Raw genomic sequence first — 20227 nt, 5'->3', positions numbered from 1 at the left:
TTCGTATGGTACTCCTTGAGCTGATATTGTATACGATAACGGCTTCCTTTATACTCATCCCCCCATGGATAGCTCGAACAATCGATCGTTTTTCTGCAGTACTGTGAAGCTTGCGTTTATGCAAAATTGAACTGTACTTGTCCAACCACATCCCAAGGGTTTCTCCGGTCATTTTATAAGTCTTTATCAGATCCCTCCGGGGCGTCCCTTCTTCGGCCAGCTTAACAACATGAGCGATCAGTCGCTTGTCAAACTTCTGATTTTTACTCGTTCTTTCTGAGTAGAACAACTCTTCTTCTCTTTCCATACACTGTTTTATAGTGTATAGCTTTTTCAGGAATGGACATTGAGATGAATGGATTATTCGGGTTCTGATGCAGTGTTCCCTGGTATTTTTATTCCAAAGGCCGTAACTAATTCACCAGAATACACCATCTTGTTGGTTCGCTGTGGGTACGTGTGGGTTTCTTGTAGGTGTGGTGTGGGGTTCAGTCGAACAAGAGTAAAGGAACACTCAAACCAGACCCGAACATGATATGACCAAAAGCTTATTCACGGGACATGCCCGATGTTATTTCAGCTACTTGTCAAGAATGACTGAATTCAAAAATTGCTGAAATAAAAGTACTAAATTTGCAGCGTAAACTGATTGTCATGCCTAAGCTTCCTGTACACTTCTTCAACGAAGACGTGAATTATGTCCTTAAAAATAAAACTGTCATCCGTAGCTGGATTAACGACACTATTATTGCTGAAGGATATAAACTGGAAGAATTGAATTTTATTTTATGCTCCGACAAATATTTGCTGGAGATGAATAAACAGTACCTGAATCATGACACCTATACCGACGTAATTACGTTTGACAATTCAGATATTGAGGAAACCATTATTGGCGATATTTTTATCAGCGTTGAGCGTATACAGGAAAATGCAAAAACCTTTGGCAGTTCTGTTATAAATGAGCTGTGCAGGGTAATGATTCACGGCACACTTCATTTGCTGGGTTACGGCGATAAAGGGAAGGCTGCGAAGACCTTAATGACGGCTAAGGAAGATACTTACCTGGCCACCTTAAGCATTCCTGTAAAAACCAAGCCCCTATAAAATATAACACACTGTAATACAGTAACTTAATATAAAATAACTTCTCTCATCCGGGTTCTATTCAAGAATTGGCTGTCTTGTTCTGCTTTAATTGCTGACCTGCAGTTATCATTGATCTGCCCGATAATGAAGCGGTTAGCTATATATTTGTTATTTTTGCAGGTAATTTTAATTCTGATAATTCGTTAAAAAACTACTTTGAGCACACTAATTGCAGCAGAAAACTTAGGCCATGCCTACCATGATGAATGGTTATTTAAAAACTTAACCCTCGGCATCCAAACTGGCCAGCGCGTAGCGTTAGTCGGTATTAACGGTGCAGGAAAAAGCACACTCCTTAAACTATTAGCAGAAAGATTTAGTCCTCTTGAAGGCAAAATCGTTAAAAATAAATTCGTTAAAATTGGCTTTCTAGATCAGGAACCTTCTTTTCCAGATGGATATTCTATCAGTGATTTTATTTTTTCACTGGAAAATAAACAGCAGCAGCTGATTCGGGAATATGAAGAATTGATCGAAGATCCTAACCCTGACGAGCAAAAACTTAATCGTCTATATGAAGAATTAAGCGAGCACAATGCCTGGGAATACGAGCATGAAATAAAAACTATTTTAAGCCGTATGGGTATTAATCATTTGCAGCAGCAAATCTCGACACTATCGGGTGGTCAGAAAAAACGACTTGCTTTAGCCAAATTGCTGATTGAAGATCCGGAAATTTATGTACTGGATGAGCCTACCAATCACTTGGATATTGATACCATCGAATGGCTGGAAAAGCTTCTTACTTCTGGAAACAAAACCATTTTACTGGTAACTCATGATAGATACTTCCTGGATAATGTCTGCAATACAATTGTAGAATTAGACCGGGGCAAGATTTATAATTACAATGGAAATTACGCTTATTTCCTGGAGAAAAAATCGGAACGCGAAGCAGCTGACGAGAGTACATTCCAGAAAAACAAGAATTTACTGAAGAAGGAATTAGAGTGGATGCGCAGAATGCCAGCCGCAAGAACGACTAAATCTCAGTCGAGAATCGATTCATTCTACGATCTGGAAAGTAAAACAAAACAGCGCACAGACAATAAAACTGTAACCTTAAATGTGAAAATGTCCAGACAGGGAAACAAAATTCTTGAACTGGATCACATCGGACAGTCTTTCACAAATAAAAATGTAATCAGCGATTTTAGTTACACTTTCAAGCATGGTGACCGTATTGGTCTTGCCGGTAAAAATGGTACTGGAAAGTCTACCCTGCTAAATATTATAACTGGTTATCTGAAGCCGGAAAAAGGGATCGTAGGCAAAGGTGAAACTACCGTTTACGGTTACTATAAACAAGGAGGATTAGCCTTTAATGAGAAAGAACGTGTAATTGACATCGTTAAATCTGACGCCGAATATATCAAGATGGCAGATGGTCAGACTATCTCTGCATCTCAACTCCTGACTCTATTTTTATTTCCGCCAAAGAAACAACATGGCATGGTCGAGAAGCTCAGCGGTGGTGAGAAAAAGAGATTGCACCTGATGAAAGTATTAATGCAAAACCCGAATTTTCTTATCCTTGATGAGCCTACAAATGACCTGGATATAGATACCCTAAATGTGCTGGAAGAATTCCTTGAAAACTTCCCTGGCGTATTAATTCTCGTTTCTCATGATAGATATCTTTTGGACAAAATGAGTGAGCAATTATTCATTATGGAAGGTAACGGAGATGTGCAAATTTATAACGGAAATTACTCAGAATATAGAATCAGCCTCGACGTTGCAAAAGATAAGCCCGCAACTAAAGTTGCGAAAGCTGATACTATATCTTCCGCTCCTGCCCCGGTAAAACTTACCTATAAAGAGCAAAAGGAATTAGATGATTCAGAGCAGGCCATTGCTTCATTTGAATCAGAAATAGCGGCGCTAACCAATGGTCTTTCTGAAATTGATCCGGTAAATTATCAGCAGATACAAGATCAGACCTTAAAGATACAGACGATTCAGCAAAACCTGGATAAAACGATGGAACGCTGGCTGGAACTATCAGAAAAGGCAGGAAGTACGACTTAATACCAGCACTTATAAGCCCTTCATACTGAAAATGATTGCGAGAGCTACCTGAAATAAATAAACGTTCCACGTGAAACCTCTAGTGCTTTAAAGGTAAAATTGACACCCCTGTTTCACGTGGAACCTAATACATAAAAAGATGTTTAAAGAATATGATGTAATTGTAGTTGGTGCCGGACACGCAGGTTGCGAGGCGGCCGCTGCAGCAGCAAACCTGGGGTCTTCAGTATTGCTAATTACGATGAATATGGAAACCATCGCACAGATGAGTTGCAACCCAGCCATGGGTGGAGTAGCCAAAGGACAGATTGTTCGTGAGATAGATGCCATGGGTGGATACTCCGGAATTATTGCAGATAAAACTACGCTTCAGTTTCGCATGCTCAACCTTTCTAAAGGCCCGGCGATGTGGAGTCCGCGTGCACAAAATGATCGTAAACGTTTCGCCGAAGAATGGCGTCTTGCTTTAGAACGTACTCCAAATGTAGACTTTTGGCAAGACATGGTAAGCAGCCTGATTATTGAAAATGATCAGGTCAAAGGCGTTAAAACTTCTATTGGTTCTGAGATCCGTGCAAAGGCTGTTGTATTGACTAACGGCACCTTTCTAAATGGTATAATTCATATAGGTGAGAAAAAATTCGGCGGTGGAAGAACTGGCGAAAAAGCAGCAACCGGATTAACGGAACAGTTAACCTCTATAGGATTTGAAGCTGGCCGGATGAAGACTGGTACCCCACCCCGTGTTGATGGCCGTTCCCTAAATTATTCGTTAATGGAAGAACAGTGGGGAGATGAAAATCCAGGACGTTTTTCATATACAGATGTAGCACGCCCGAAGGATCAGCGCTGCTGCTGGATTACTTATACAAATAGTAAAGTACACGAAACGCTAAAAGAAGGATTTGAAAAATCTCCTATGTTTACAGGTAGAATAAAAGGATTAGGTCCTAGATACTGTCCTTCTATAGAAGATAAAATAAACCGCTTTGCTGAAAGGGACCGTCATCAGATATTTGTAGAACCTGAAGGTTGGGATACCTGCGAGATATATGTAAACGGTTTTTCAACTTCGCTTCCTGAAGATGTGCAATATCGTGCCTTAATTCAAATTCCAGGATTTGAAAACGCCAAAATGTTTAGACCGGGTTACGCGATTGAATACGATTATTTTCCACCAACCCAATTATCGTTAACGCTGGAAACTAAAAAAGTAAGCCATTTATATTTCGCAGGACAGATAAATGGAACAACGGGATACGAAGAGGCGGCCAGTCAAGGTTTCATTGCAGGGATTAATGCGCACCAGCAAGTTTATGAAAAGCATGAACTGATTATGAAGCGCAGTGAATCTTATATCGGTGTGCTCATAGATGATCTGGTAACAAAAGGAACAGAAGAACCTTACCGAATGTTCACATCAAGAGCAGAACACCGTTTACTGTTACGCCAAGATAATGCAGATATCCGTCTCTCCCCTATCGGCTACGAATTAGGATTGATCAGCGAGGAAAGAATTGCTGCCGTCAAACGTAAAGTAGCAGACTCGGATGAAATTGTTGCTTTCACCAGAAAACAAGGTATAGAAATGGCTGAAGCTAACGCGATGCTGGAAAGTGTAAATTCAAGCCCGCTGACACAAAATGTTAAAATATTTAATGTACTCAGCAGGCCACAGGTAAACATTAATGATGTTCGCCAGGTTAGTTCTGCATTTGACGAAAAGCTTAGCCAGTATTCACAGGAAACTATAGAGCAGGCAGAAATAAAAATTAAATACGAAAGCTACTTTCAGAAGGAACAGGAAATTGTTAATAAGATGCAGAAAATGGAAGACAAGGACATTAATCCTGATTTCGACTATAGTCAGCTTGGATCGCTTTCAAAAGAAGCCCGCGAGAAATTATTAAAGATTAAACCGCGTACCTTGGGTCAGGCATCGAGAATTTCCGGTGTTTCGCCGTCTGACATCTCAGTTTTAATGGTTCATATTAGCAAATAAAATATAATACACTGATAATCAATTATTTATATATAAAATTAAAGGTTTAGAAAACGGCTCATTTTAAAGAGATTTGGGCCATTTTCTAAATTTCCAAGACATAATCATTAAAAACATCCGTGAATCTCTTATATCGCCTGTAAATGACTAAAAACAGACTACTATCTTTCGCCATGAGTTTATGCTGCCTTGTTTTAGCAATCTCTCTGATGGTGTCCTGCGCGAGCATAGGACCGGGTCCACAAGGAGGCCCGAAAGATTCTATTCCTCCAAAAGTGCTGAACATGCTGCCAGAAAATCTGACCCGCAATTTTGCCACTAAAAAAGTACTGATCACATTTGACGAATATTTCAAATTAAATGATCAGTTCAAGCAATTTTCTATTTCTCCGGATATCGAGATCCTCCCTACCCTACGGGTTAAAGGAAAAATATTGGAAATTGAATTTACCGATACCCTGGAAAGCAACACAACCTATACGTTAAACTTCGGCAAATCAATTGTCGACGTAAATGAAGGTAACTCACTCAAAAATTTCAGTTACGTTTTTTCTACCGGTCCGGAATTAGACTCGCTGACTATATCTGGAAATATCAGGAATGCGCAAACAGGTAAACCAGAAATCGAAGCAGCAGCAATTTTAATTCCTTTCGGCAGAGATACCCTATTTGAAAAAAAGAAAGCTTCTATATACGCACTGACAGATAGTAGCGGTAATTATAAAATATCCAATCTGCGGGAAGGAAAATATCATATGTATGCACTAAAAGAGCAGAGCAGTGACAAAATTTATCAGCAGAGTACGGATGAGGTCGGCTTTGTAAAAGATCCAATTGTATTGAGCAAAGACACCCAACAGGTAAATATGCTGGTATTTAAAGAAGTTGCAGAAACATTCCGTGTAGTAGACCGCCGGTTAAATACCGATGGTACGATTACCATGAATTTTAACCAGCAGCTGGACCACCCGGGCTTAACCGTTATCGAACCTGCGAATCTGGATGCCAATAAAAAATACAAATTCAGCAGTACAGGAGATTCTGTAAAAGTATGGTTAACGGATCTCAGTTTTGATTCTGCCAAAGTTAGTATCACCAATGGCGGTCAGCTATTGCAAACGATTAATTTCAACCGCGGCAAACGGGAAACCTATACACGAAGTTTAATCGCCGCAGATAATCTTGAGGGAAATCTCCTTAATCCTAACCATCCGCTGATATTTACTTTCGGATTTCCAATAGAATCAGTAAACCCGGCGAAAATAACGTTAACAGAAGATTCGGTCAAAAAAACTGATTTTAAACTAGAAAAGGACAGCTCAAATTTCCTGGCTTATAAATTTATTTACCCTTGGAGAGCTGGAAGGATTTATGAAATTAAAGCAGACACGGGTGCCTTTGCTTCGGGTTTTGATACCAGAAGCAAGATTTTCACGAAGAAGTTTGAACTTGCTAAAAAAGATGATTACGGAACGCTGAAAGTTAAAATTCTCACTCCGGAACCAAATAAACAGTATCTGTTGGAAATCACTAATGAAAGTAAAAACGTCGTTTCCAGGTTAACTGTAAACCAGGATACTACAGTGAGTTTTACGAATTACCGTGCCGGTAAATATTTTATCCAGATAGTCTACGATACAAATAAGAATGGCAAATGGGATACCGGGAATTATAAGAAAGGAATATACCCGGAAAAGATCTTCCACGAGCCAAAAGAATTGAGTATAAGAGCGAATTGGGACAGGAATGAAACTATCACCCTGCCCAAAGAAAATTAACTCTTAAACCAGCTGGAATAAAGGATATAATTATCCGGAAGCTGATTTAATAAAGCCCGTTGCTCTTCAGTAACGGGCTTTATTTTTTTTGCCGGAGTACCGGCATACAGATAACCGCTTTCACAAAGCATACCGCTTAAAACTACGCTGCCTGCAGCGATAATACAATAATCCTCCACTACGGCGTCATCCATTATAATAGCGCCCATACCAACCAGGATATGATCCTTTAATGTACAGCCGTGTACAATTGCATTATGTCCGACAGACACCCGGTTTCCAATTACCGTAGCTGCCTTTTGATAAGTGGCATGAATAACTGCCCCGTCCTGTATATTACTCTCATTACCTATAGTAATAGAATTGACATCTCCACGAATAACGGCATTAAACCAAACTGAACAGCCAAAACCCATTCTGACTGCACCAACAATCGTTGCATTTGGTGCGATAAAACAATCTGCTCCCCACTCAGGATGCTGACCTAAAACAGGTAGTATAACTGCCATATTTATAAATTAACCGGATAAGAAATATTAAAAAATAGTATCCGATATTTCAGCTGCATGCTGCGGATAATCTGTTGTAAAATGTAAACCCCTACTCTCTTTTCTTGCTTTCGCAGCTTTGATTACAACGAACGCAGTCTGAATCACATTACGCAGTTCACAGAGTTTTACAGAAACTTTATTTGCTTTATAAAAAGCTTCCGTTTCTTCATGTAATAAAAACAATCTGCGCATTGCACGATCCAGGCGGAAATCAGAACGCACAATTCCCACATAATCACTCATCAACTTTTGCGTTTCCCTCAGATTATGAGTTACCAGGATATCTTCGTCGGATTGAACGACCCCATCGTCATTCCATTCTGGAATCTGATCAGGAATCTCGTGTTTATCGAAAGTAGCAATCGCATCCAGATAAATTCGATGGGCGAACACCGGAGCTTCCAAAAGCGAATTCGAAGCAAGGCGGTTAGCGCCGTGTAAACCTGTAGAAGAACATTCCCCGCAAGCATATAAATTCTGAATAGTCGACCTCCCATTTTCATCCACCAAAATACCACCACACATATAATGTGCAGCTGGGGTAACCGGAATCATATCATTAGTCATGTCAATCCCGATGGATAAACATTTCGCATAAATATTAGGAAAATGTGTCAGAATGTCAGCTTTGTTACGGTGCCTGATATCCAGATAAACAAAATCTTCACCTGATTTTTTCATCTCTGAATCAATTGCTCTCGCTACAATATCCCTCGGAGCTAGTGAGCCCCTGGAATCGTATTCCAGCATAAATTCCTCTCCATTCTTACGCTTTAAGACTCCGCCAAACCCTCTTACAGCTTCAGAAATTAAAAACGAAGGATACTCTCCAGGGTTATACAGAGCCGTCGGATGAAACTGAATAAACTCCATATTCCTCAATTTGCCTTTTGCGCGGTACACCATTGCCATTCCGTCTCCGGTAGCAATAACGGGATTTGTCGTACTCGAATAGACGTGCCCAGCCCCGCCGGAAGCCATCACAGTGACCTTTGCTAAGATCTTCTCCACATCGTTAAGCTCTGTGTTAAAGGCATATATACCGAAACAGTTGATAACTTTAGTGCTTTTGTCAACAAACTCTCCGAGGTGATGTTGGGTAATTAACTCCAAACAAAAGTAATGTGTTAATATCTCTATGTTTGGATTTTCATGAATCTGACGCAATAAAACGCTCTCGATTTCATAACCGGTTACATCTTTATAATGTAATACACGATGTGCAGAATGGCCGCCTTCTTTTGCAAGGTCATAAACGCCGGACTGATCCTTGTCGAAATTAATTCCGTAATCAATGATCTCCTGGATACGCTGTGGCCCCTCTTTGACTACAATTTCAACAATTTTAGGGTCGCATAAACCATCGCCGGCAATCAGCGTATCCTCTATATGTTTGTCAAATGAGTCATCTTTGTTAACAACTACCGCAACTCCACCCTGCGCATATTTGGTATTGGATTCATCCTCGTTTGATTTAGTCACAATCAAAACTTTTCCATGTTTCGCGGCCTTTAAAGCGAAGCTCAACCCCGCTATACCCGATCCAATCACTAAAAAATCAACTTTTCTCATTAAAATATGCAAATTCAGCCCTCTTGTTAACAACGTTAAAAAAATGTTAATTACTTGTCGATAGAAATAGAGGAACTATTTAAGAATGTTTAAAGCTAAGCTAAAATGAGAATTAGACACAATATTTTAAGTTATTTTTAAGCAACTTTGCAGGAGTTATTAACTTTTTCCCACACCTCTATTAATAAACATCCAGATATGGATAACTTTTAATTATAAAAATTATAAGGTTGTAAATCAGCGGATATTTGTGAAAAGAATTAACCTTTTTTGTGGATAAAACTTGAACAAGTCAATTTGACGAATTATAAAGAGGGAGTTACAAACATTACTAACACACTAATAAACAATAGAAGTCTATTTATATTAAATAATTATTAATTATTGAAACGTTGAAAATGGATACCTTAGAAGAATTAAACCGAAGAGGATTTGTAGAAGAAAGTATCGACCCAACACTTGATCTTTTTGCAGAAATTGAAAAACTGAAAAAAGAGAAAAATGCTATCATTTTAGCACATTATTATCAAGAGCCTGATATTCAGGATGTTGCCGATTATATTGGAGACAGTTTAGGCCTTTCTCAGGAAGCTGCCAGAACTGATGCAGATGTCATAGTTTTTGCCGGCGTACATTTTATGGCAGAAACTGCGAAGATTTTGTCGCCTGAAAAGAAAGTTTTATTACCTGACATAAAGGCAGGTTGCTCTCTGGCCGACAGCTGTCCTCCACATTTGTTTAAAAAGTTTAAAGAGAAATATCCGGATCATCTGGTAATCACTTACGTGAATTGTACAGCAGAATTAAAGGCGATGAGTGACATTGTATGCACATCCACAAATGCTGTTCAAATTGTAGAAAGTTTACCAAAAGATCAGAAGATTATTTTTGGGCCTGATAAAAATTTGGGTGCCTGGGTGGCAAAAAAAACAGGTCGTGATTTAGTACTTTGGAACGGTGCATGTATGGTGCACGAAATCTTTTCAAGGGAGAAAATTACAAAGCTCAAAAATCGCCATCCGGAAGCTAAATTTATTGCGCATCCGGAATGCGAGGAAAGTGTGCTGGAAATGGCGGATTATATTGGTTCTACTACAGGATTACTGAATTATTCGATTAAAAGTGATGCTAAAGAGTTTATTGTAGCGACCGAAAGTGGTATTATTCACCAGATGGAGAAGGCCAATCCGGGTAAAACATTTATACCTGCACCACCGAATAATAATTGTGCCTGCAATGATTGCCCGTACATGAAAAGAAATACACTGGAAAAATTATACCTGTGTATAAAAAATGGATTACCTGAGGTAACAGTACCTGAAAATATTATCAGGGAAGCACGTAAACCGATAGAAAGAATGCTGGATATTTCAGCTAAACTGGGTTTATAAAACCTTGAATTATAGTTTTTTTATAAAAATAACATGTTTGAAAATAAGGAACGTACTGATCTGGCTGAGCTTGGTGAATTTGGTTTAATAGACCATCTGACTACCAATTTTAAGATCAGACATGAGACCAGCGTAAAGGGGATTGGTGATGATGCAGCTGTATTAAATTCTCCGGATAAACAAGTATTGATCTCAACTGATCTGCTGCTTGAGGGAGTGCATTTTGATCTTGCTTATGTGCCTTTAATGCATTTAGGCTACAAGGCTGTTCAGGTTAATCTGAGCGATATTTACGCGATGAATGGCATTGCAGCACAGATTACATTTTCTATAGGCCTGTCAAGCAAGTTTCCTCTGGAAGCTGTGGAAGAGATTTATAAAGGTGTGGAGCTGGCTTGCAATCAATTTAATATTGATTTGATTGGCGGTGATACTTCTAGTAGCAAGCAGGGATTAGTAATTAGTGTAACCAGCATTGGATATGCCGCAGCAGGAGATGTAGTTTATCGTAATGGTGCTAATGAAGGCGATCTGATCTGTGTATCCGGTGACCTTGGCGGGGCATATGTAGGCCTTCAGATTCTGGAACGTGAAAAGCAGATTTTTCTGGAAAACCCTAAAATTCAACCAGACCTGGAAGGAAAGGATTATATTATAGAAAGACAGCTAAAGCCAGAAGGAAGAAGAGATATTGTAGATCTGTTAGCACAAATGAAAATTGTTCCGACTTCTATGATTGATGTTTCCGATGGGCTTGCTTCTGAACTGATGCATATTTGTAAACAATCAGAAAAAGGTTGCACAATCTATGAAGAAAAGATACCAATTGATCCGATGACTTATGAGACTGCACGTGAGCTGGGAATTGATCCAACTGTCTGTGCTTTAAATGGTGGTGAAGATTATGAGCTGCTGTTTACTATTAAACAGGCCGATTATGACCGTTTAAAACATGACGTGGATATCTCTATTATTGGTCACATTACGGATCAGGCTTCAGGTTGCAGAATGGTATCTAAATCTAATGTGGTCCATGAATTGAAAGCACAGGGATGGAGCGCTTTCAAAAAATAAATAAAAATTGATAAGGTTATAAAATATCCGGATCAGTCAAGGCTGGGTCTAAAAATTTACGATCAATCTGCTTCGTTGTTTTTGCACCCAGCTTTTTAATTTTATCGGCAGTATTTGCCAGGTTTCCTGCACCTGTACTGAGCTTATTCATCGCCTTATCATATGCTTCATGACTCTGCCTGATATTACGGCCGATACTTTCCATATCTGTTAAGAAACCGACAAATTTATCATATAAACTTCCGCTTAAACGTGCTATTTCCAACACGTTACGATTCTGTCTTTCTTGTTTCCATATACTGGAAACAGTCCTAAGCGTTGCGAGTAAGGTAGTGGGACTGACGATTACAACTTTGCGATCCCAGGCATAGCTGAATAATTCGGCATCCTTTTGTACAGCCAATCCGAAAGAGGATTCTATAGGTAGAAAAAGAAGGACAAAATCTGGTGAATTGATCTGGTATAAAGCCTGATAATTTTTTCCGCTGAGTTCCTGAATATGATTACGAAGGGACTGCAGGTGTTGTCTTATATATAATTCCTTCTCTTCTTCAGTTTCTGCGTTTGCATATTTTTCATAAGCAACAAGAGATACTTTTGCATCAACTACAATATGTTTGTCTTCCGGAAGGTCGATGATAACATCAGGTTGTACCCTATTTCCAGCGGCTGTAACGAAGCTGGACTGAATCCGGTACTCGGAATCCCTGACCAGACCGGATCGTTCCAGTACGCGCTCTAAAATAACTTCTCCCCAGTTACCTTGTTTTTTCTGGTCTCCTTTTAAAGCTCTGGTCAGATTAGTTGCATCTTCCTGTATTTGTTTACTCTGGTCCATGAGCTGTGAAATAACACCTTTTAGTATATTCCGCTCGTCTGATTCAGCTTTATATACCTTATCGACCTTTTCCTCAAAAGCCTTTATATTCTGCTTCAGCGGGCTTAAAATAAGGTCCATGCTAGCCTGGTTATGGGCATTGAAACGAATTGTTTTTTCTTCAAGTATTCTGCTGGCCACCTGTTCAAATTCCAGTTTGAATTTTTCCTGAAGCTCCAGGATATATTTTTGTTGTTCCTGCTGTTTATCCAATTGAGCACTGAGCATTTCTTCTGCTTTTACTGCACGACTTCTTTCGGCCATATAACCTAACCTCAAATCATTGATTTCATCTTCCAGTTTTTGCTTTTCATCCTGATAAAAATTCAAAGTTTTCTGATGTTCCTGCTCTTTAAGTTCGAGCATTCCGGTAGTGTGATTATCAGCAGGGGCTTTTTTAAAAAGCAGGAAAAATAAAACGAGAAGCACAGCGGCGAGTAAAGCTATAATGAGTATATCCATTGCTAATATTTTTATCAAAAATCTGTATTTAAATTTGTTTTCACAAATAAGTTAGTAAAGTGGTTTTAAAAAATCAGAGCTTTCTCTATTATAGGTACAGTTTTTGATTAGGAATTGAAGCACTAAATAAAAAGATGGAAGCCTATTTGATTTTGATTATTCCGATGCTGCTGATCAGCATGTTTGTACAATGGAAATTTAGAAATAAGTTTGCTAAATATGCTGAAATTCAGTTGAGTTCGGGCATTTCCGGTAAAGAAGTAGCAGAAAAAATGCTGAGGGATAATGGCGTTTATGATGTCAGTGTGATCAGTGTTGAGGGGCAACTGACAGATCATTATAATCCTGCAGATAAGACTGTTAATTTAAGTACTGATGTCTATCATGGGCGCAGTATTGCTGCTGCGGCAGTTGCTGCACATGAATGTGGTCATGCTGTGCAGCATGCTACCGCTTATCGATGGCTGCAATTACGTTCTACTATGGTGCCAGTGGTGAGTATATCGTCGAATTTATTGCAATGGGTTCTGATTATTGGCGTATTGCTTATCGGTTTTACCGGTAATCCGGTAGTTCTGGCAATCGGAGTCTTAGGTCTGGCTCTAATTACCATTTTCAGCTTTATTACGCTTCCTGTGGAGTTTGATGCCAGTACCAGGGCATTAAACTGGCTCAAAAATAATTACGGAATTATGCAGACACAACAGGAAAATGCGCAGGCTAAAGATGCACTTTGGTGGGCAGCAATGACTTACGTAGTGGCGGCACTGGGTGCTTTGGCAAATCTGCTATACTATGCAGCAATGCTTTTCGGAAGAAACAGGGATTAAAACCGTCTGTTAATTTAAACGGTATGGGACAATCAATTCAAATTCAGGTATATCGACCAGGAATGAACTTTCGTCTGCGCTACGGTACATTTGGTAATTTCCGGACATAGTGCCAATATCGCTGGACAGGTTACAACCTGACACATAAGAATATGTATCACCCGGATTAATAACCGGTTGAAGACCGACCACACCTTCTCCTTCAACCTCTCTTCTGGATCCGTTGGAATCAAAGATAAACCATTGTCTTCTCATTAGTTGAATAGTATAATCAGTAAGATTTTCTATCGTAATCTGGTAGGCAAACATATAATGTTCCTTGTCGGGATTAGAATACTCTTCCTGATAAATTGTAACTACTGATATTTTTATTCCCTCTGTTATTGCTGTAACCATCACTTAACCTTTAATGCCAGTTCTTTTTCAAATATCAGGCCATTTCATCCTGAGGAATGATATGCTGATAATGGTATGCCACTTCGTCCAGAATTTCATGTATAGTCTCGATATTGTCCTCTTTTACAAGCAGCATCCGGTAGTTTTTAAAGTCCGGGAGCCCTTTAAAATAATTAGCATAATGCCTTCTCATCTCAAATATGCCCACTTTCGGGCCTTTCCAGGCAATAGATTTATCTAAATGCGTTCTGCATACTTCAACCCTTTCTAAAACGCTGGGGCCGGCTAATTTCTCTCCAGTCTTGAAATAATGACTTACTTCACGGAAGATCCAGGGGTAGCCGATAGCTGCTCTTCCAATCATTATACCGTCAACTTCGTATTCCATACGCCAGTCCATAGCCTTTTCGGGGCTGTCTATATCACCATTTCCAAAAATAGGAATCTTGATTCTAGGGTTTCTTTTGATTTCCCGGATCATAGTCCAGTCCGCAACACCTTTATACATTTGTGAACGTGTTCTTCCATGAATAGTCAGGGCCTGAATTCCTATATCCTGAAGTCTTTCGGCAACGATATCGACGTTTTTAGTATTGTCATCCCAGCCTAGACGGGTCTTGACCGTTACCGGAAGATGTGTAGATTTAACAACAGCCTCCGTCATTCTGACCATTTTGTCAATATCTTGTAATAATGCAGAACCGGCACCTTTACAGGCAACTTGTTTAACCGGACAGCCATAATTGATGTCGATTAAATCGGGTCCTGCCAGTGTGGCAATTTCTGTAGCCTCTTGCATGGAAGATATTTCGGAGCCAAAAATCTGAATCCCGATTGGTCTTTCATATTCGAAAATATCAAGCTTCTGACGGCTCTTCGCAGCATCTCTGATCAGACCTTCAGAGCTGATAAACTCCGTATACATCATGTCTACGCCGCTTTGTTTACATACAAAACGAAATGGCGGGTCACTTACATCTTCCATGGGCGCAAGTAACAATGGGAACTCGCCCAGGTCTATATTTCCTATCTTTACAGACATTTTTCTATCTTCAAACCAAAATTAAGCCACAAAGGTACAAAAATCCTTAATAATGAATTTTATTCCAGACGAAAGGCTAGAAAAGAGCCCTTATATACAGTTACTTATGCTAACCAGTTTTGCTTTACTGGGTATGGTGCTAAGTTCCGTTATAACCATAGGTCTGCTATATACGTTGTATGGCGGGAATGCATTTGCCGCGATGCAAGGTGGCGGCGAGGAAATTGAACTTTATATTGGCGCAATTAAGCTTAGTCAGGCTTTTACAACCATATTTTTATTCCTTGTTCCACCATTATTACTCGCCAGACTCGAGCATATAAAGATTAGTGAACTTATTGGTTTAGAAAAACCGGGTGCAAGAGGTTTATTAATTGTAGCTGCACTGATGGCCTGTTCGATGCCGGTTATAGAATGGCTTGCACTATGGAATCAACAGATGGTGCTCCCAGAGTGGCTTAAGCCGATAGAAGAATGGATGCGTGCTAAGGAAGATGAAGCGACACGGCTTACACTGGCATTTCTGAAAGTTAATAACGTGGGCGATTACTTTATTAATCTCGTAGTTATTGCACTTTTGCCGGCTATCGGTGAAGAGTTTTTATTCCGCGGTGCAATACAGCGTTCATTTAAACGCATGTTTGCTAATCCGCATATCGCTATCTGGGTGGCAGCATTTATTTTTAGCGCTATTCATATGCAGTTTTTCGGCTTTCTGCCCAGGTTATTATTAGGGGCAATGTTCGGGTATATTTATTGGTGGACAGGCAGTATCTGGTATGCCGTTTTTGCGCATTTTCTGAATAACGGTTATGCAGTTACGATGGCCTGGTATATGCAGGTAAAGCATCTTCCTATAGAAAATGCAGATAATAATTTCAATTTTAAGTGGTATGGTTACCTGATAAGCTTACTTTTGACGGTGATATGCCTGATGGTATTAAAAAATAAAAGAATAAATAATGGACAATAACTGGGTAAAAGTATTCACTTCCGGTAATGCACTGGAAGCAGAAATAGTAAAGCAAGGACTGATAGCAATTGATATTCCGGCTGTAGTTTTAAACAAAAAAGATTCTTCTTACCAGGCTTTCGGTTTAGCTGAAGTACTCGTAAACGAGGTAGATTCGGCAGCAGCTGAAGCCTATATTTTATCTATAGAAACGGAATGAAAACCAGAGCAATAACTGCATTTTTCTTTACTATAGTTATGTTGGCATCTCTTTATCTGGGTGCCTGGACGTTTACGGTTTTTTATCTCTTACTGAGCGTGTTTGCACTGCGCGAGTTTTACATTCTTATAGAACCGTCCGGAATCAAAGTACAGAAATTTACAGGTCTGACTACGCATGTACTTATTTTTGGATTGCTTGCAAGCTTTATGCTGCTGGACCTGGATCTGCATTATTTGCTGTTGATTATACCGGCATGCACGGCCTTTTTTCTTACAGAACTCTACAGGCATGAACCGGAACCGTTCCGCAATATAGCTTTTGGTTTTGGCGGACTTTTCTTTGTAACTATACCTTTTTGTTTCTTTTATGCCCTGGCTTTCCTGCTGGGTAAAACGCAGTTTAGCTTTCATTTTCCATTAGCTTTTCTGCTAATGTTATGGGCAAGTGATACTGGTGCATACCTTTTTGGACGTAAACTCGGGAAACATAAACTATTTGAAAGGCATTCTCCTAAGAAGACCTGGGAAGGATTTTTTGGTGGTGTTTTAACCAGTGTGCTGGTTTCTTTTATAATTTCCCTTTATTTTACTGAACTGACCTTTGCTTCCTGGGCTGGTATGGCGGTGCTCATCGTGAGTTTCGGTACACTTGGCGATCTGGTTGAATCTATGCTGAAAAGAAGTTTAGGTGCAAAAGATTCTGGTCAGTTGCTGCCTGGACACGGCGGATTACTCGATCGTTTTGATGGGTTGCTGATAGCTGCGCCGCTTGTATATGCTTATCTGTGGCTCATTCTTAATTAAAATTAAATCTTAAAGAGTCTCTGTAACAAATCAATGTCTTGAAAGTAAATAGCATTTTGCTGCTTTATATTTGGGTGAACCTAAACACGCCCTTATATGCTCAAACACTACCAAAAAACATTATGTTGTCTTTTACTGATCTGCAGTAGCCATTTCGCTAATGCACAAACAGTTCCTGATCCGGCATCCCATTTTGGATTTCCAATCGGCGAAGACTACAAACTTGCCACGTTCACTCAGACTGAGGCTTATTTCAAAAAACTGGCTGCTGCCTCTAACCGGACTAAGCTGGTTAATATCGGTTTAACCGAAGAAGGCAGAGCGCAATTTATGCTCATTATCAGCTCTCCCGAGAATATGAAACATCTGGATCGCTATCAGCAGATTTCCAGACAACTGGCCCACGGGAAGGGTCTGACTTCTGAACAGGCCAAATCACTGGCTGCTGAAGGTAAAGCGGTGGTGTGGATTGATGGCGGACTGCATGCTAATGAGACTGTAGGAATACATCAGCTCATTGAAACCGCTTATCAGCTGACATCCAGAAATGATGAAGAAACTACCGGTATTCTGGATCATGTAATTGTATTAATGACCCATGCCAATCCAGACGGACAGGAGCTGATCAGTAACTGGTATATGCGCCATAAAGACCCGTTGAAAAGAACAATTTCAGGGGTTCCCACACTTTATCAAAAGTATATAGGGCATGATAATAACCGTGATTTTTTCATGCTGAATATGAAAGAAACACAGAATATGGGCAGACAGCTTTTTGTAGAATGGCTGCCGCAGATCATGTATAATCACCACCAAGCTGGTCCTGCAGGGACAGTAGTCGCAGGGCCGCCTTACCGTGATCCGTTTAATTATGTTTTCGACCCTCTTTTAATGACCAGTATTGATGCTGTCGGTGCAGCAATGCATAACCGCATGAATACAGAAGATAAGCCCGGATATACCCAGCGGAATGGCTCGGTATTCTCTACCTGGTACAACGGCGGACTGCGTACCACAACCTACTTCCATAATATGGTGGGTTTGCTGACTGAAATTATCGGTGGTCCGACACCAGCTGATATACCGCTGGTTCCTTCACGGTTATTACCAAACAGTGATTCACCTAATCCTGCACAGCCGCAAAAATGGCACTTTAAACAGTCTATAGATTATTCTGTATCGCTGAATTACGCAGTATTAGGTTATGCCCGCCGTTACAGTGATGAAATTCTTTTCAATACCTACAAAATGGCTAGTAACTCTATTCGTAAAGGCGGTACTGATACCTGGTCATTCTCTCCTAAAAAACTGGAGGCGATCAATGATGCGGCTAAAAATGATCCGGCACTGGCTACTGTAAACCGCAGTGGCTTACCGGTAAAATATTATGATGCCGTGATGAAAGATCAGAAGCTAAAAGATGCAAGGGCCTATATTATCCCTGCTGACCAGGCCGATATTACCACTGCAGTAAAATTTTTGAATGCCTTGATCAGAACGGGTGTAGATGTACACCAGGCTAGTGCTGCATTTAAAGTAAATGGTAAAAATTATCCAAAAGGATCTTATATAGTCAAAACCGATCAGGCTTTCCGTCCGCACGTACTGGATATGTTTGAACCTCAGGATCACCCAAATGATTTTAAATACGCTGGCGGCCCTCCTGTGGCGCCTTATGATGCTGCAGGCTGGACATTGGCTTATCTGATGAACGTAAAATTTGACCGGATTGCAGATCAGCTTGAAGGACCCTTTACTCTATTACCAAACGGAGCTTTACTGAAAGCAGAAAGTACTGAGCCGGTTAAGGCACAAGCATATCAGCTAAGTGCAGCTGTAAATGATTCTTATGTAGTAGTTAATGACCTTTTGAAAGCTGGTGCAGAAGTGCACAGAAATACAGCAGACGGTTCTTTCTATGTGCCTGCAGCTGGTAAATCGCTGGAGGTTTTGAAATCTTCTGCTGCTAAATTAGGTTTGCAGCTGGTTCCGGCTGCGGCTAAACCGCAGCAACTGGTTAGGCTTAAGCCATCAAGAATAGCATTGTGGGATACTTATGGTGGTTCTATGCCGTCGGGATGGATCAGATGGCTAATGGAGCAGTATCATTATCAGGCTACGGTTGTTTTTCCACAAGAGATAGATAAAGGAAATCTGAACAGTAAATATGACGTGCTGATACTGGTCGGCGGAGCGGTTCCGGCTGCTGCAAATGATGGTGGCGGAAATCGTTATCAGATGCCCGAACCGGAAAACCTGCCGAATGAATTTAAAGACAGGACAGGAAAACTTTCTGTAGAAAAATCTGTTCCGGCTTTACGTGCATTTATGGAAAAAGGTGGTCATGTAGTGACTATCGGTAGTAGCACTGCGCTGGCTTATCATTTAAGGCTTCCTGTTAGGAATGCTTTGGTTGAAATGACTGCTGCTGGTACCGAACGCAGACTTCCTGCGGAGAAATATTATATTCCGGGCAGCGTGCTCCGTGCGGATTTCGATCAGTCAAACCCATCGAATTGGGGTATGGATAAAGCTGCGGACGTTTACTTTGATAATAGCCCTGTATTCAAAATCGCACCTGAGGCTATTTCGGGCGGTCAGATTAAGCCATTAGCCTGGTTTGGTAATCCTGCACCTCTAAGAAGCGGCTGGGCCTGGGGACAGGCTTATTTGCAGGATGGCGTTACTGCCTTTGAGGCAAAAGTCGGCCAGGGTAAATTATTGGCTTTCGGTCCGGAGATTACTTTCCGTGCCCAGACTCATGGTACTTTCAAACTGTTATTTAACCAGCTGTATCTTTAAGGCTGGTCTGGCACGATAAACATATTTTACAAAAAGGCGCTCCTTAACTCAGGGAGCGCCTTTTTTATTCTAATTAACGTCTTTTTTTAAGTTCCTGTAAAAGGTATTCAAGCCCATTCAGCCTAATTTCATACATCGTACCAAGCAGTTCACCGAGTTTCCCTTCGGGAAAGCCTTGCTGATGGAACCAAACCAGGTAGGATTCTGGCAGGTCACAATATAGCTTGCCCTTATATTTGCCGAAAGGCATTGTCTGACTAATTAATTTATTCAGTATTTCAGAATTCATATA

Annotated in this window: 18 protein-coding genes; 11 read left to right on the top strand and 7 right to left on the bottom strand. The window is 40.3% G+C overall.

All coding sequences use genetic code 11. From position 1 onward, the window contains the following. A partial coding sequence (locus tag BLR53_RS18175) for a hypothetical protein (protein ID WP_143007821.1) occupies window positions 1–307 on the bottom strand: 307 nt, incomplete at its 3' end. A 347-nt stretch (window positions 308–654) separates the two neighbouring features. Here BLR53_RS18175 and ybeY point away from each other — a divergent pair. The 4 genes from ybeY (at window position 655) to BLR53_RS18155 (ending at window position 6960) form a co-directional block, all read left to right on the top strand. Beyond that, a complete protein-coding gene (ybeY, locus tag BLR53_RS18170; protein WP_074591682.1) occupies window positions 655–1107 on the top strand; it encodes an rRNA maturation RNase YbeY in 453 nt (150 codons plus the stop codon). Between the two features lie 198 nt (window positions 1108–1305). After that, complete coding sequence (locus BLR53_RS18165; RefSeq protein WP_074591681.1) at window positions 1306–3180, top strand: ABC-F family ATP-binding cassette domain-containing protein; 1875 nt, start codon at window positions 1306–1308, stop codon at window positions 3178–3180. Between the two features lie 139 nt (window positions 3181–3319). Continuing rightward, the gene (mnmG, locus tag BLR53_RS18160; RefSeq protein WP_074591680.1) at window positions 3320–5182 is read left to right on the top strand and encodes a tRNA uridine-5-carboxymethylaminomethyl(34) synthesis enzyme MnmG; all 1863 of its coding nucleotides are present in this window, start codon (window positions 3320–3322) and stop codon (window positions 5180–5182) included. 143 nt (window positions 5183–5325) lie between these two features. Beyond that, window positions 5326–6960: an Ig-like domain-containing domain gene (locus BLR53_RS18155; RefSeq protein ID WP_074591679.1), complete on the top strand. Its 1635-nt coding sequence runs from the start codon at window positions 5326–5328 to the stop codon at window positions 6958–6960. On the opposite strand, the gene BLR53_RS18150 is transcribed toward BLR53_RS18155, so the two are convergent. Together BLR53_RS18150 and nadB are read right to left on the bottom strand one after the other, a co-directional pair. Next, window positions 6957–7469 (bottom strand): gamma carbonic anhydrase family protein, encoded by a 513-nt coding sequence (locus BLR53_RS18150; RefSeq protein WP_074591678.1) that lies wholly within the window; start codon window positions 7467–7469, stop codon window positions 6957–6959. The two genes, BLR53_RS18155 and BLR53_RS18150, sit on opposite strands and share 4 nt — an antisense overlap. Before the next feature lie 27 nt (window positions 7470–7496). Continuing rightward, entirely contained in the window at window positions 7497–9083 is a 1587-nt protein-coding gene (nadB, locus tag BLR53_RS18145; protein WP_037441178.1) for an L-aspartate oxidase, read from the bottom strand. 398 nt (window positions 9084–9481) lie between these two features. Here nadB and nadA point away from each other — a divergent pair, with 398 nt between their 5' ends. Next, window positions 9482–10474 carry a quinolinate synthase NadA gene (gene nadA, locus BLR53_RS18140; RefSeq protein ID WP_037441176.1) on the top strand — a complete coding sequence of 331 codons (993 nt, stop codon included), beginning with the start codon at window positions 9482–9484 and terminating at the stop codon, window positions 10472–10474. 33 nt (window positions 10475–10507) lie between these two features. Beyond that, window positions 10508–11548: a thiamine-phosphate kinase gene (gene thiL, locus BLR53_RS18135; RefSeq protein ID WP_074591677.1), complete on the top strand. Its 1041-nt coding sequence runs from the start codon at window positions 10508–10510 to the stop codon at window positions 11546–11548. 16 nt (window positions 11549–11564) lie between these two features. Here thiL and BLR53_RS18130 read toward each other — a convergent pair whose 3' ends face one another. After that, window positions 11565–12887 carry a DNA recombination protein RmuC gene (locus BLR53_RS18130; protein WP_037441174.1) on the bottom strand — a complete coding sequence of 441 codons (1323 nt, stop codon included), beginning with the start codon at window positions 12885–12887 and terminating at the stop codon, window positions 11565–11567. Window positions 12888–13021: 134 nt separating this feature from the next. Here BLR53_RS18130 and BLR53_RS18125 point away from each other — a divergent pair, with 134 nt between their 5' ends. Next, window positions 13022–13717 carry a zinc metallopeptidase gene (locus BLR53_RS18125; protein ID WP_037441172.1) on the top strand — a complete coding sequence of 232 codons (696 nt, stop codon included), beginning with the start codon at window positions 13022–13024 and terminating at the stop codon, window positions 13715–13717. Between the two features lie 9 nt (window positions 13718–13726). Here BLR53_RS18125 and apaG read toward each other — a convergent pair whose 3' ends face one another. Together apaG and dusB are read right to left on the bottom strand one after the other, a co-directional pair. Beyond that, window positions 13727–14113 (bottom strand): Co2+/Mg2+ efflux protein ApaG, encoded by a 387-nt coding sequence (gene apaG, locus BLR53_RS18120; RefSeq protein WP_037441170.1) that lies wholly within the window; start codon window positions 14111–14113, stop codon window positions 13727–13729. 34 nt (window positions 14114–14147) lie between these two features. Then, the gene (dusB, locus tag BLR53_RS18115; protein WP_037441168.1) at window positions 14148–15155 is read right to left on the bottom strand and encodes a tRNA dihydrouridine synthase DusB; all 1008 of its coding nucleotides are present in this window, start codon (window positions 15153–15155) and stop codon (window positions 14148–14150) included. Between the two features lie 52 nt (window positions 15156–15207). On the opposite strand from dusB, the gene BLR53_RS18110 reads away from it, so the two are divergent. The 4 genes from BLR53_RS18110 (at window position 15208) to BLR53_RS18095 (ending at window position 19935) form a co-directional block, all read left to right on the top strand. Then, window positions 15208–16128: a CPBP family intramembrane glutamic endopeptidase gene (locus BLR53_RS18110; RefSeq protein WP_074591676.1), complete on the top strand. Its 921-nt coding sequence runs from the start codon at window positions 15208–15210 to the stop codon at window positions 16126–16128. Beyond that, complete coding sequence (locus tag BLR53_RS18105) at window positions 16118–16327, top strand: putative signal transducing protein (RefSeq protein WP_037441167.1); 210 nt, start codon at window positions 16118–16120, stop codon at window positions 16325–16327. The genes BLR53_RS18110 and BLR53_RS18105 overlap by 11 nt, the downstream gene beginning before the upstream one ends. Next, on the top strand, window positions 16324–17133 hold the full coding sequence (locus BLR53_RS18100) for a phosphatidate cytidylyltransferase (protein WP_074591675.1): 810 nt from the start codon (window positions 16324–16326) through the stop codon (window positions 17131–17133). Before BLR53_RS18105 ends, BLR53_RS18100 begins: the two co-directional genes overlap by 4 nt. A gap of 96 nt (window positions 17134–17229) precedes the next feature. Continuing rightward, the gene (locus BLR53_RS18095; protein ID WP_074591674.1) at window positions 17230–19935 is read left to right on the top strand and encodes a M14 family metallopeptidase; all 2706 of its coding nucleotides are present in this window, start codon (window positions 17230–17232) and stop codon (window positions 19933–19935) included. A 73-nt stretch (window positions 19936–20008) separates the two neighbouring features. On the opposite strand, the gene BLR53_RS18090 is transcribed toward BLR53_RS18095, so the two are convergent. Further along, window positions 20009–20224 (bottom strand): DUF3820 family protein, encoded by a 216-nt coding sequence (locus BLR53_RS18090; protein ID WP_074591673.1) that lies wholly within the window; start codon window positions 20222–20224, stop codon window positions 20009–20011. Between the last annotated feature and the right edge of the window lie 3 nt (window positions 20225–20227).

Origin of the sequence: Pedobacter antarcticus, assembly GCF_900103515.1 — a bacterium.
Taxonomy (GTDB): Bacteria; Bacteroidota; Bacteroidia; order Sphingobacteriales; family Sphingobacteriaceae; genus Pedobacter; species Pedobacter antarcticus.
This window is presented reverse-complemented; position numbering and strand designations above follow the sequence as displayed.